9 protein-coding genes and 2 tRNA genes are annotated in these 13,776 nt (G+C 40.0%); 6 read left to right on the top strand and 5 right to left on the bottom strand.

Features of this window, described 5'->3' with window-relative positions:
* Positions 1 to 47: 47 nt before the first annotated feature.
* Positions 48 to 129: transfer RNA gene (locus tag L6471_RS01320), tRNA-Tyr, on the top strand.
* 50 nt (positions 130 to 179) lie between these two features.
* Positions 180 to 261 (top strand) — tRNA-Tyr (locus L6471_RS01315).
* A gap of 125 nt (positions 262 to 386) precedes the next feature.
* On the opposite strand, the gene L6471_RS01310 is transcribed toward L6471_RS01315, so the two are convergent.
* Together L6471_RS01310 and L6471_RS01305 are read right to left on the bottom strand one after the other, a co-directional pair.
* The gene (locus L6471_RS01310) at positions 387 to 1,133 is read right to left on the bottom strand and encodes a YczE/YyaS/YitT family protein (RefSeq protein ID WP_237797073.1); all 747 of its coding nucleotides are present in this window, start codon (positions 1,131 to 1,133) and stop codon (positions 387 to 389) included.
* Positions 1,134 to 1,305: 172 nt separating this feature from the next.
* Positions 1,306 to 1,728, bottom strand: a complete 423-nt coding sequence (locus L6471_RS01305; protein ID WP_006282159.1) for a DoxX family protein — start codon at positions 1,726 to 1,728, stop codon at positions 1,306 to 1,308.
* Positions 1,729 to 2,191: 463 nt separating this feature from the next.
* Between L6471_RS01305 and L6471_RS01300 the strand changes: the two genes are divergently transcribed.
* Complete coding sequence (locus L6471_RS01300; protein ID WP_094448533.1) at positions 2,192 to 3,121, top strand: acyltransferase family protein; 930 nt, start codon at positions 2,192 to 2,194, stop codon at positions 3,119 to 3,121.
* Between the two features lie 65 nt (positions 3,122 to 3,186).
* On the opposite strand, the gene L6471_RS01295 is transcribed toward L6471_RS01300, so the two are convergent.
* The 3 genes from L6471_RS01295 to L6471_RS01285 all read right to left on the bottom strand — a co-directional run bounded on the left by L6471_RS01295 (position 3,187) and on the right by L6471_RS01285 (position 10,877).
* Positions 3,187 to 4,737, bottom strand: coding sequence for a RagB/SusD family nutrient uptake outer membrane protein (locus tag L6471_RS01295; protein WP_074549904.1), 1,551 nt, complete (start codon positions 4,735 to 4,737; stop codon positions 3,187 to 3,189).
* 11 nt (positions 4,738 to 4,748) lie between these two features.
* A complete protein-coding gene (locus L6471_RS01290) occupies positions 4,749 to 8,006 on the bottom strand; it encodes a SusC/RagA family TonB-linked outer membrane protein (RefSeq protein WP_237797072.1) in 3,258 nt (1,085 codons plus the stop codon).
* Positions 8,007 to 8,354: 348 nt separating this feature from the next.
* Positions 8,355 to 10,877 (bottom strand): cellulase family glycosylhydrolase, encoded by a 2,523-nt coding sequence (locus L6471_RS01285; RefSeq protein WP_237797071.1) that lies wholly within the window; start codon positions 10,875 to 10,877, stop codon positions 8,355 to 8,357.
* 174 nt (positions 10,878 to 11,051) lie between these two features.
* Between L6471_RS01285 and L6471_RS01280 the strand changes: the two genes are divergently transcribed.
* From L6471_RS01280 to L6471_RS01270, 3 genes are all read left to right on the top strand, one after another.
* Positions 11,052 to 11,531, top strand: coding sequence for a DUF3237 domain-containing protein (locus L6471_RS01280; protein WP_027454272.1), 480 nt, complete (start codon positions 11,052 to 11,054; stop codon positions 11,529 to 11,531).
* Between the two features lie 318 nt (positions 11,532 to 11,849).
* The gene (locus tag L6471_RS01275; RefSeq protein WP_006282152.1) at positions 11,850 to 12,383 is read left to right on the top strand and encodes a hypothetical protein; all 534 of its coding nucleotides are present in this window, start codon (positions 11,850 to 11,852) and stop codon (positions 12,381 to 12,383) included.
* Positions 12,384 to 12,521: 138 nt separating this feature from the next.
* The gene (locus tag L6471_RS01270; RefSeq protein ID WP_074549900.1) at positions 12,522 to 13,745 is read left to right on the top strand and encodes a beta-ketoacyl-[acyl-carrier-protein] synthase family protein; all 1,224 of its coding nucleotides are present in this window, start codon (positions 12,522 to 12,524) and stop codon (positions 13,743 to 13,745) included.
* Positions 13,746 to 13,776: the final 31 nt, after the last annotated feature.

Raw genomic sequence — 13,776 nt, 5'->3', positions numbered from 1 at the left:
GCATTTCGCAATTTTTTATTACCTTTGCACTCGCTTTTAAGGCACGGGGGTAGTTTCCAGAGTGGCCAAATGGGGCAGACTGTAAATCTGCTGCTTCTAGCTTCGGTGGTTCGAATCCATCACTACCCACGTTTTACGTGGTGATTGTCATAAATTACTTCTTTCCTTTTAAGCATTTTGGGTAGTTTCCAGAGTGGCCAAATGGGGCAGACTGTAAATCTGCTGCTTCTAGCTTCGGTGGTTCGAATCCATCACTACCCACGAAAAAGGATGTAAATCATAATGGTTTACATCCTTTTTTCTTTTTCTGCCTTCATAAGAGGGCTTCGCAAACTCTTTTTGCTTCACCCTCCTCGCCGATTTGCTGCCGCCATGTATATTTATAATTATGGCTTGATGTAACGCGCCAAACCGTAAATGTAACGACGAAAACCAGGGCGATAGTTGAGTACACTATCGAACCATCCAAGATGTTTAGCTACAATTCTTACAACAATACCTACATAAACCATGGCAAAAAGCGTACCCACACCCGTTATATGCCACTGCCATGTACCAAAGAATATGTAACTGAATACTACAGCCAGAACCACTAAAGTAACATCGACCATTATCTTCACCTTAGGAAACTCAACACCTGTAACGCGACTAATTGCAATCGGCATACCCTCACCCGGCATCGTGACACTACCACATCGTACTTCCAACGCAATACCTAAACCTAAAATGGTACAGCCAACCCACTGTGCCAGCAATTTACTCCATAAGACAGTAGGAACAAGCCACGAAGTAAGCAGCATATTTACATCTATCAGCGAACCAAAGAAAGCACCGATAACAAGTTGAAACAATTGTACCCATTCAAACTGCTTACGAAGTATCATCATCTGCACAAGTACAAAAATGAAATTAGCCACAATAGTATAAACACCTATACTCCATTGGGGAACGTGAATACCTTGTGATCCAGCCTGCTGAAAAACGTAAGGAAGCGTAGAAATAACACTTGACCCTACAGCGGAGCGCACACATACAGCTACTCCTAAAGTCATTACATACAAAGAAAAAAGCAGCAACACATGCTGCCATACAAATCCTAATACCTTGTCTTTTAATACCATAATATGTTCCATTTCCCATGCAAAGTTACAAAAAAGTTAGATTTGCTACAATACCCATATAGAACATTTAAAAAGATACCCTCGACGCATCATCGTATGACATCGAGGGTATCACTACGTTCCATATAAGTACCTTGGAACTTCAAACACTAAAATGAAATATCTATTTATACGAAGTTAAGACTCATCTTCTTAAGAAATGACTGTTCTTCAGCTCAGCATATCCATCTGTAGACCAAAGAGCGAGGAAGATAAGTACTGGCTGGAAAAAGAGTCTTATCAATCGAGCGGAATCCGTATTTAATCCGAATGCATCGATATGATTAAAATACTGATTCAGATTACCTGGGAAGATTGCGATATAAAACAAGGCCAGCAAAATACCTACTGTTCCTTTGTGCTTATAAAGGAAAAGCATACCTAAACCAAGTATCATCTCTACTACCCCTGATGCCAATACAACAAAATCAGTAAATTCCGGTGAAAACTGAATCCATGTTGGTACCTGGGCAACAAACTCCAAACGACTAAGTGTAAGATGCGAAAATCCTGCAAATGTCATAAATACCCCTAAAAGCAAGTGAAAAAAAGTTTTGATGTAATTCATAATTCTTTCTTTTAATAATTGAACAGAAAAGTCGTACTCTATTTTTTCTATTAAGATTTTACACTCCTTCCTTAGACTATCTTTCTACGACTTAATAATTTCACACATTTATTGCACTAATATACATATATTACCACACATCGCAAGCGATAATGCACCCCTTTTAAGTTTTTTTAAGAACCATCATTAACTTACACTTTATTAAAGCTTTATACATAGAAAACTTGATATAAAAAGTAAAAAAATTACATTCCATTTGCAATATTAAAATAAAATAACTAATTTTGCAAAAAAAAAATTAAATCTTATTAATTCTAACATGAATAAAATAGTAATACTCACTTTTTTTTCCGCATTTTTAACTCAAAGTTTTGTACAAGTAAAAGTAACAAATAACGATAAGTGCTACATTTATTGTTGAATAATTTTTTCTGTCCTATGGACAGAATAAAGACATTTCCACATGAAATACAATAACGAAATTGATTTTTTTAGAACTATTCTTATTGGATTAGTCATACTTGTACACATCGTAAATTTTGGTAATATATATCCATCCATAAAGGAGGCTATTTTAGCTTTTATAATGCCTACTTTTCTTGTGATTACCGGATATTTAGTAAATATCAACAAGTCTGTAAAAGATTATGTTCTTTATATACTGAAAATATGGCTACCATATATGATTCTTGTAACAGGATTTGCGGTATTATCATTGTTTCTTCCGGTTCGTGATGGTATTAAAGTTTTAAATACATATACCATTCTTCATGTTCTTTTTATCAAATCCATTGGTCCTTATTGGTTTTTACATGCAATGATAGTATGTGGAATCATATATTACTTTGCTTTTCATTTTACACACAAAATCAATATCACTGCAAAATACTCCATATTTGCTACTTTACTTATTGCTATTTCATTACTAACACCTTTTTTGAATATCAAGATAGCTATCTACTATTTTATTGGCGTTGGTATAAGACAATATAGTAAAGACTTTTCGCGAATATACAAGAGAAGTTTATGGCCCATAATTCCTTTTGGATTAATCATTACAAATACCATTTTTTATGATTGGGGTACTATCTCTGTTTTGATATGTGTCATTTGTTTCTTATCTTTTTCATCATACTTTTTCTCTTTCATAAAAGGAAGGGCTGAACTCACTGTAGAATATATAGGTAGAAACACTTTTCCGATTTATCTTTTCCATCCGATATTTACAATGTTATCAAAATATCTATTACCTGCTTTCAGATTTGATTCGACTGGGGTATTACATGCTGTTTTTACGATTTTGATTAGTATTATTGGTAGCATCTATATAGCTAAAATATTAGATTGGTCTCATCTTTCCATTCTTTTGGGGCGGAAAAAGGTTTTAAGATAAAAAGTAAAAAGCGGACTAGCTTTATGCTGTCCGCTCGTTACAATTATAAATACACGGTTAAACTTCTACTCTACTGTAGAAGAAATGGCTGCATTGTAATCGATTTCCTTATTCGGAATAACCCATGTCCAATAGTTATTATCTTCCGGAGCTTGAGAAATAACAAAGTTGATATTGAAGCTGCCACCATCCTCGGCAGAATGGCGAACCATAGTGATACCCCAACGCTTATAATCAAACCAGTCGAAGCCTTCACCCCATAGTTCGATACGACGATACAACCGCACTTCTTCAAGCAGTTCATCACCGGTCTTGGTACAAGTATAAGCCTCATCACGACCAGAATCTCGGGTCAATGTCTGCAACAACTGTTGTGCTTCAGCATCCTTTCCCAGATGACAGTCGGCCTCAGCCTGAATAAGATACATTTCTGAAGAACGGAACAAATTCAACTGACCGACACCAGGCTGATCTGTATTCTGAGTTTTAAACTGCATATAAGCACACACAATACTAGTACTATACAGTTTATCACCATACTTACTCTTCGCATACGTATTAAGGTCTGTACCCGCCACAGAAGTACTGGTATTATATGCATATTCCTTAGGATCAAGGAACATATCTTTACGGATATCTGTCTCTGGAATAACATCATAGAGTTCCTTGCTGATAGCAGCTGGATAGTTACGTGCGATGCTCGCACTCGAATTACTACCTTCGTAAGCGAAATACTGGTAATAATAAAGCGTTTCTTCAGATGAACTATAAACACTCCATATCCATTCATCATTCGGAGTATTAAAACCACCATCCTTATATTCAGAAGCACTCATCAACGGATAACCCTCACGGGCCATCTGTGCATATTTAGCAGCATTACTCCAATCCTCACGTGTCAATGCTGCACGGGCATATACCGCATAAGCCACACTCAAATTAGGAGAATAATTATCATCTGCATCACGATCTTCTCCCGATGCTGTAAAGTCGGCGATAGCCTCATCAAGATCAGCATAGATTTGCGCATAAGTTTCGCCAAGTGTAGAGCAGCTCATACTGTCTGTACTCACATCGGTACGCAATACGATACCACGGCTTGCTCCCTCATTGCTGTCTTTCCAGCGATGACTATATATCTGCGAGAGCATCAAGAAGCTATACGCTCTAAACGTAAGAGCTTGCGCCTTAATGAAAGCCTTATCTGCATCACTTCCTTCTGCAGCATCGATATTAGCGATAACGGTATTGGCATTACCGATAATCTTATAGTAATAATACCAAGGATAGTAACAGTAGATACTGGTAGAACGTTCATGATAGGTACTGTTCATCAGAGGAGCCCATCCCGTAAGTTGACAGCGTTGATAGTCATTGCCAGGATAATTACCATAGTAGGTCTTGATAGTACCCTCACCATTGAAGCCCTGCGACTCGAGATACTGGGTCGTCATCATTTTACAGATTCCATTAATGGCTAATTTGGCATTGTCTGTCGTCTCGAAGATAACCGAAGGACTTACCGAAGCTGTAGGAGTAGTATCAAGATAATCGCTGCTACAGCTGAAAAGCATGCTGGCCATACATGCTATGAATATATATCTTATTTGTTTCATGATGCTATACTTTAGAACTTAACATTTATACCGAATGTAAACACGCGTGGAGTTACAAGATAATTACTCTGTGAACCATCGAACGACTGCTGTGGATTAAGTCCCTGACGTGCTGAGATCGTAAAGAGATTCTCACAGGTAACATTAAGATTTACCTGGTCGAGACCGATTCGATGAACCAGTGTTTGTGGCAACTTATAACCCAGAGAGATATTTTTCATAACCAGATAGCTGGCATCAGTAAGCCAGCGAGAAGAGGTGGCATTGTTATATGCACTCAGCGTGCTATTAATCTGTGGAATAGCATCGGCTGAAATACGATTCACGGAAGTTTCGGTCATCCCTTCAGGTACACCACTCCACGAGCGAAGCAAATCGGTATGCATATTCGAAGCACTCGTAGAGGTTGACATCAAACTTTGATAGATAGAATCGTACACCTTACCACCAATAGAATAGGTCATCATCGCACTGAGCGTAAAGTCTTTATATCTACCGGTGAGAGAGTAACTTCCATATACTTTAGGAATGGCAGACCCTTGATATTCCTTAAGCGCATAGCTTGTATTATTGACGTAATACTCACCATTAATCTTAGTTACCTTTGAAGTAATATCGGTACCCGATGCGTTTCCTACTATGGTACCATCTGTCTCGGTATAGCAGTAATCTTCCAGATTAGCCTTATAGAGCGAGTTACCCGTCATCATGTCTACGCCGACATAGGTGTAGGTATAAAACTCGTAACGGCTTTTGCCTTCTTCTATCTTGTATATACCACTGATAATACCGTCTTTATTTTGTTCTGGTAGTTTAGTAATCTTATTTTTCAGTGTTGTAGCGTTGAAGCCAAAATTCAGTCCCCAGTCCTTTTTCTTCACGATATCAACATCAGTATTCAGTTCGAAACCATAATTGGCGATGGTACCGATATTCTGGGTAATGGTAGACTCTGCTTCAGTAACCGATGTAGCACCTGCTGATAGTGGCATATACACATCGAAGAGCAGGTCACGATTGCGACGGTCAAAATATTCCAGACTCAGATTCCAACGGTTGAAGAATCGTCCTTCCAGACCGATACCTAGTGACGAACCCGTTTCCCATTTCAAATCATTGTTAGAATTCTGAGAAAGATAATAAGCACCCTTGTTGGCATTCTGGTCTGAAGTATAGAGAGCCATATAAGCATAATAGTTGGCACCGGCATCATTTCCGACAAGACCATAATCGGCACGAAGTTTCAAGCTGTTTATCCATCTGTACTTCTTCATGAAGTTTTCCTTGCTAATCATCCAGCTACCACCTACACTACCGAAGGTACCCCATCGGTTATCCTTAGAGAAGCGTGAAGAACCGTCGCGACGGAAAGACACTTCACCCGTATACTTGTCGTCGTATACATAGCGTACACGTCCCAGATAACTCTCTGTACGATAATTGTTCTCCCATCCTTCTGCGGCGGTAATCGAGGTAAAGTTACTCAGATTATCCTTTCCTGCAAAGACCTCGTTTGTCTTGAAATTGTAAGTATAATCGTAATTGTAGTAATAATTTTCATGACCCAAGAGCACATCTACACTATGCTTACCAAACTCATGATTCCATTTCAGCTGCTCCTGTACCGTATACGTCTTATAGCGATAATATTCACGCATAGCACGACCACTATTACCCTTACCATCACCGATAGTAGCATTGTTATAGTAACGGTTTTCCTTGTTTACTGTGTTTAAACTACCGTTCACCGTGAAACTGAAATTATAAGGTAGCTTGAAGGTAAAATAGGCATTACTAGCCAAGGTGTTGCGATAGGTACGATTTTCATTCAACTCATTCTCCCAGATGACATGGCGGTCAGAGAACTGGTTACGGGTAAACACGATATTACCGTCAGAATCGGTATAATACCCCGGATCATACTGTTTGTTACCACTCGCATCAAGCATATAGGTACCATCCGAATTATGCAAGTGAACCGGATAGATCGGTGCAATATAACGGCAATACATAAAGGCATTCGTATATGAACTGGAAGCATCACCATTAGAGAAATCAGTGGTCTGATGACTACCATTGATAGAGAAACCTGTATTAAACCATTTCTTTGGACGGAAATTCATATTGGCACGACCTGTCAGACGATTGAATCCAGAATTAGATACATATCCATTTTCATCGAGATAGCCCAATGAGAAATAATAATCACTCTTCTCGCTAGACTGTGAACCACTGAAGTTATACTCCTGACGAGCTCCACTCTGTATGGTTTGGTCATACCAGTCAAGATCGTCAAGATAGCCATCCAATATCTGAGCATCAGATACTAATTTACCATTAGAATCAAAAAGCTCATTATCCGCCTTATTATAAATGTTGAGATACAGACGCTCGCTGATCAAGTTATTGGTAGCATAGGCAGCCGCTGTTGCTGCATCATCGCCCGCAGAGATACGAGAGTTGCGAAGATCCATCCAACTGGCCTCCATAAACTGGTTGGCATTCATCGTAGAATACTCTGAGATACCACGATTATACGTACCTAAATTCGCACGAAACTCAAACTGCATCTTACCATTCTTACCCTTCTTGCTCGTAATAAGAATAACACCATTGGAAGCACGGTTACCATAGAGGGCACATGAAGCAGCATCCTTGAGTACCGTAATACTCTCGATATCATTCGGATTCAAGTCAGAAATATTACCATCATAAGGCACACCATCGAGTACATAGAGAGGATCGCTGTTACCATTTACGGTACCAAAACCACGAATACGAATAGAAGCATCTTCACCTGGCTGACCATACGTACTGTTGATCTGCACACCCGAAGTAGAACCCTCGAGAGCTGCTGTAACACTTGAAACCGGACGCTTTTCGAGTTGCTCTGAACCAACCTGAGTTACAGCTCCTGTAAGAGTAGACTTCTTGGCAGAACCATAAGCTACTTGAACCACTACCTCATCAAGACTATTGGCGTCTTCTGATAAAGTAATCTTCATGTTAGGCTTAATCTGTACCTCTTTCGTCTCCATACCAATATACGAAATGGTAACAGACTTTCCCGACTTGGGTACTGAAGGCAAAACAAACTTGCCATCGACATCAGTTACTACACCCAAACGGGTACCCTTGATGATAACAGAAGCACCAACAACGGGCTCACCGTTTTCGTCTACTACAGTTCCCGACACTGCGTTTTGAGCTAGAGCTGTCCCTCCACAAAGGAACAGGCTCAATGCTATTGAACCTAATTTTTTATTCATAAGTAATTTGTGTTGGTTTATAATTTCTCTCTTAGACTCTAATTTCTCTCTTAAAACTCTATTTTTCCTCGTGATATCCTAAGTCAAACCACAATAAAGTCTCAAAATGTAACTAGTAGTTCTTGTAATATTCCTGTTAAGTCTATTTAATTTTCGTTGCAAAAATAAGCTAATACATTCTAATATGCAAGTAAATCAGCCAAAAATGTTACGTTTTGATAAATTTAAAAATACAATGTTACACCATGCACACATCATGTTACACTATCGTTAATAGCACCTACAAAAAAACGGGTATGCGACAAGCACATACCCGAAAGTTAATCTAATATCAACTAAAAAAAATGATTAGTGAATGGTAATTTTCTTACCATGATGTATATATATACCCGCTGGGAGCGAAGCACCATGAAGTGCTGGAGCTACCTGAATACCCTGCAAATTGAATACAGGTCCATCGGTAACTTCAGATTCAGTCGCAACACCTTGTATCGCTGTAGTCTCTGAAGAATTATATTGATTAGACTTCGCATTAGCAGTACCATGAGAGATCTTAATATGACCCAAAACTACTTCAAGCCAGTCACCACCGTTACCCCACTGGTCAGCTACAGGAGTCCAACGTACATGATAATACCCTGTAGATGGAGCCGTAAAGTTTACTACACCATAATTTGCATCGTAAGTACCTGTATTTAGATTTCTGTCCACATTCTTGGTAACATTAATAATCTGACTGCCTAAAGAGTGATTGTTCTTATCAAAGACTTCACATTTCAGATAAGGAGCCCCTTGCCATGCTGCAGCAAAATAACTAAAGTTATAATTACCCGCAACAAGACTCAGTCCATAGTTTTGCGCTGTACCAAACTCAGCGTAACCAGCACGAGTAGCAGCCTTCTGACGTACATAAAGAGCTGTAGGCAACTGACCAGCCTGAGTAAACTTAAATATGCGAGGACCTACACCAGCCAGAGCACCTGTAGCCACCTGTTCACCATCATCGACAATAGTCCAACCAGCAGGCACCATATTCTCTGTATTGAAAGCAAGAGGATTATCCATATTGATAAGACTTACATTACCGACGAGCACTTCTTCCCAGGCACCACCATTACCCTGAGCATCGGCTACAGGAGTAAAACGGACACGATAATTGCCCTTATCCATAACATAGAAGCTCAGAGCCACTTTCTTTGATTTAGATACAGTACCCTGTTGACCATCCATATTAGGAGTAGCATTAACTATTGTAGAGCACAATATCTGATTGTCAGGGTTAAACACTTCTACTTTAAGATAAGGTGTACCCTTCCACGCAGCAACATTACAGGTAAGGAGATATTCGCCGAAACCAAGATTCAAGCGATGACCATCCATGGCACCATATTCGATATAGCCAGCTTTATCTGCTGCTATTTCACGACAATAGAAAGCGCTCTTGAAATCGCCACCCGCAAATGTCATTATGCGAGGGCCACGGGTAATATCGCTGCCTGGATATACCTGACTGCCATTATCAGCTACGATCCATCCTTCTGGAATATAGTTGGCTGTGTTAGCCCATGCAGGAATCAGACTGGTACCCGTTGGGGTTGTTGTTGAGCCAGAAGTAGAACCACCCTGATTGCCACCGGTACTTGGCTGAGTATTACCAGATGCATGTGCATAGTTTACCTTGGCATATTCGCGATACCAATCCCAACATGCACCACTACAAGCCTCTTTCATACCATTGAAAGCAGGTTTTACCACACCATTATTAATATAAGCGTCAATATCGATATAATCGTCTACAGAAGTAAGGTTCATCGAGATATTGCCGAAATGATCCATAACAGCCTTCCAGGCATTACCCCACTTAGATGTAGAAGCCGTACCCCACGTACCATAGTTGCTTGCTACCCACTGACCGAACTCATTCAGTTTACCTGTACCAGGCTGTTCTGGACTCCAGTCTATCTCACTTACTAAGATAGGTTTCTTGGTGACAACCGGTACTTGCTTTTGGAAATTATAGATAAAAGCATTGTGATCATAACTCTTGTCGCTTGCACCATACCATCCAGGATATACATGTACGGCATAACCATAATTACTATCGCTAACCGGATATTTATCATAGTCAGCATACTGACTCTGATAGCCCGTTCCTGGTACCCAGATAATACCCGTATAGCCATTATGACGGATGATATCGATGATTGGTTGGAAATAATCGCGCATCGCCGTAGCCGAGTTCTGACCATACTGATTCTTAATATGTATAGGTTCGTTAGCCAATTCGAGCGAGATGACACCACTATTCTTCTTCAGCGTCTGACTCTTAGAGACGATATCCCAAACCGTCTTGAGATAGTTCTGGTAAGCATCACCTACACGCAATTCCTGAGGACACACTCCAGGTGGACGAATCACAACAAAAAGACCATGATTCAGAGCCTTCTGAGCAATAGGCAGATAAAGTGTTTCGAGATATTTTTGCAAGCGAGCAGAGCTGAAACGTGAGATATCATTCTCTCCACCACCATTAGTAGCCTTCTTATTAGGGTCATTCGTCCACCCTGGCTCTAGATGGAGACGAAACAAGTTACAATACGCACCCGAGCTGGTCTTGGTAATCGCAGTAAAGAGTTTGTCAAAATAATTAATACATCCAGGTACAGCCTCATCATTACAGTTCCAGCCCCATCTGTGCTTATTAAAATAAGGACTTGGGGTGTCCATAACGCCATGAAGCACAACCTTATTCCCATACTGATCATTGAGTTGATTGCCCGAGACATGCAGAGGCGCTACAACTCCGAACTGTGCCAGTGCTGCCATAGGCAACAAAAGCAACGAGCCAATAAAGGCTAAAATTTTCTTCATTGTTAATAAATTGTTTTAGATTTATAAAATGTTTTAGGTTATTAATCGTGGCAAACATATGTAAAATAAATACGAAGAGCTTTGCACGATGTATCAAATTGTTTGCAAAACGTATTTTGTATTGTATATTTACTCAAAAACACTTATTTTTGCGAAAATAAATCACTTAAATCTATGAAAAAATTTTTATTACTCGTATGTTTGAGCTTTTTAACGCTCGCAGCGAACGCTCAGGAGAAAATACCAGAACTAGAGTATGTATGCGAATTAAAAGTAAAGTGCGACCCTGCTTATAGTGTGGGAAAAACTTCTCATGGCAAGCGTGTTATCATTCCGATTGTCGGTGGTAGCTTTGAAGGTCCCAAACTCAAGGGTACTGTGGTAAGAGGTGGAGCTGATTATCAGCTGGTAGATGAAAATCAGGAACGCACTGAGCTCAAGGCTATTTATGACATTAAGACTGACGATGGCGTATACATCCATGTTTGCAACGAAGGTATACTGTCTACCAAAAACGGCAACTTTTATTTTCGCACTGCTCCCAAGTTTGAAGCCCCTAACGACAGTAAGTACGATTGGCTTAATCATGCCATCTTTGTCTGCATTCCACAGGTAAAAGACTACATCTCACTAAAAGTGTGGCGAGTCAAGTAAAAGCGTAGCAAGTTTAATCCAAATATCTTTTAACGATTATTAACTGGCACGAAGTGTACTATTTATCAAATAAAATAGTATATTTGCCTATAGAAAAGTTTTGATGCGAATATAATTCAACAAGGGAACTTGTTGAGTACACTCCGAAACAAAAACCGCTCAAAAAAACAAAAAAGGTGTTGAAGTGATTTCAATGCCTTTTTGCTATTATCCATGATACATCCTGAAAAGTGTTAAATGACATAGCTCAGACATTATTTTGCTAAACTATTCGATATATCCCATCAAAATTGTAACTTTGCATAAAATTTACTGAAAATGGACATTAAAAAGTTTGAGGAAGATCTTCATCATGATCTTCATGAATATTTCAAGGGAAAAAAAGAACTCGATGAGCGATTTGCAGAATGCCCAGACGTAGAAGAAAAATGGGAAGCTATAGCTAACGCTTATCTGGCAGATGGTATGCGCGAATTTGCGAATTATCCTACAGCCTCTCTCGGCTGGATGATGTTTATCGGCATGGCGCTGGCTCAATACTGGGACACAGAATGGGAAATCTATGACCAAGTACCTGATCTGTATGTTTATATGCGCGACAAAAGAGATTTTGACCATCTCGATGAATATATCTGTGAAGAAGTACTCCATCTGGAAAAAGATCAGCAAAAGGCTACCTCTGAAATGATCAGCGAGTGTGCTGCTCGCGTACTCAATATCCTGCAACATGCAGATATCCAGCCTGGTACCAAAGAAGCTTTTCAAGGCTATGTGGCTTGTATACACCAAATGTATCTCATGGGTATGGGTATCCAATTGCATCGCCTGGGCTATCACATGACCCGATTATAAGGCCTTAAACAGAAGAATAAACGCTTTTTGCTGAATATATTTGTACTAGTCGAATAAAGTTTGTATTTTTGTCGTTCTAATTAGCAAAAAGCATAAAAAGAAATATTGTCGATAGGAATATAATAATAAACGATGCGAATGAATAGAAGAGTAGTTATCACGGGTATGGGAATTTGGTCTTGTCTCGGTACTAACCAGAACTGCGTGGCTGAGGCACTGAGACAAGGGAAATCGGGCATCGGACTGGACCAGAAAAGACTAGAATATGGTTATCGATCTGCTCTTACTGGTATTGTAGAGCGTCCACAACTCAAACCGTTTCTCAAGCGTCGTCTTCGTCTTGACTTGGCTGAACAGGGTGAATATGCTTATATGGCTGCCCGAGAGGCTTTTCAGCAAGCTGGCATCAGTCAGGATTATCTTGACCAAAACGAGGTGGGCATACTCTTCGGAAACGATACATCAGCAAAACCTATCATTGAGACGTCTAAGCTTATGGAGGAAAAGCACGATTCTGAGCTCCTGGGCTCTGAACTCGTATTCAGATCGCTTAATTCTACGGTAACGATGAATCTAAGTACCATCTTCCACCTTCGTGGCATCAACTTTACGGTAAGTTCTGCTTGCGCCAGTGGCAGCCATGCTATCGGTATGGGTATGATGCTCATACAGCAAGGTATGCAGGATATGATACTCTGTGGTGGTGCCCAAGAGGTAAACTATGAAGCAATGTCGTCTTTTGATGCTCTTCGCACGTTCTCTATGCACATGGATGAACCGCAGAAAGCATCGCGACCTTTTGACAGAGACCGAGACGGACTGGTTCCAAGTGGCGGAGCTGCCGCACTCGTGCTTGAAGATTATGAGCATGCTGTTAATCGTGGAGCTACCATTTTGGCAGAAGTAACTGGATATGGTTTCTCTTCTAATGGTGGTAATATTTCGCAGCCTAGCGATGTGGGATGTGCTGTGGCGATGCAGAGAGCGATGGATATGGCTGGAGTAAAACCGAGTGATATCGATTATATCAACGCGCATGCTACAAGTACCAAACAGGGGGATATGTTTGAAGCTATCGCACTCCAAAAGCTTTTCCAAGGTGAGCATGCACTTATCTCTTCGACAAAGGGTATGACGGGACACGAATGCTGGATGGCTGGTGCTAGCGAAATCGTGTATAGCATCTTAATGATGAAAAATCATTTTGTGGCACCCAACTTGAATTTCGATAACCCGGACGAATACTCAGAACCTCTTCATCTGGCTCTTCAGACGCAAGATGCCGACTTGAATTATATTCTGTCTAATAGTTTTGGATTTGGAGGTACAAACTCTGCACTCGTGATCAAAGACATCAGATAAACCAATACAAAAGATAGTTATACCTTATTTA

Origin of the sequence: Segatella bryantii (assembly GCF_022024215.1) — a bacterium.
Classification (GTDB): Bacteria; Bacteroidota; Bacteroidia; order Bacteroidales; family Bacteroidaceae; genus Prevotella; species Prevotella bryantii.
This window is presented reverse-complemented; position numbering and strand designations above follow the sequence as displayed.

Excerpts from the sequence above, each read along its gene's own strand:
- L6471_RS01310 (WP_237797073.1), bottom strand. The coding sequence starts at position 1,133 with ATGGAACATATTATGGTATTAAAAGACAAGGTATTAGGATTTGTATGG.
- L6471_RS01280 (WP_027454272.1), top strand. The coding sequence starts at position 11,052 with ATGAAAAAATTTTTATTACTCGTATGTTTGAGCTTTTTAACGCTCGCA.
- L6471_RS01275 (WP_006282152.1), top strand. The coding sequence starts at position 11,850 with ATGGACATTAAAAAGTTTGAGGAAGATCTTCATCATGATCTTCATGAA.
- L6471_RS01305 (WP_006282159.1), bottom strand. The coding sequence starts at position 1,728 with ATGAATTACATCAAAACTTTTTTTCACTTGCTTTTAGGGGTATTTATG.
- L6471_RS01290 (WP_237797072.1), bottom strand. The coding sequence starts at position 8,006 with ATGAATAAAAAATTAGGTTCAATAGCATTGAGCCTGTTCCTTTGTGGA.
- L6471_RS01300 (WP_094448533.1), top strand. The coding sequence starts at position 2,192 with ATGAAATACAATAACGAAATTGATTTTTTTAGAACTATTCTTATTGGA.
- L6471_RS01295 (WP_074549904.1), bottom strand. The coding sequence starts at position 4,737 with ATGAAACAAATAAGATATATATTCATAGCATGTATGGCCAGCATGCTT.
- L6471_RS01285 (WP_237797071.1), bottom strand. The coding sequence starts at position 10,877 with ATGAAGAAAATTTTAGCCTTTATTGGCTCGTTGCTTTTGTTGCCTATG.
- L6471_RS01270 (WP_074549900.1), top strand. The coding sequence starts at position 12,522 with ATGAATAGAAGAGTAGTTATCACGGGTATGGGAATTTGGTCTTGTCTC.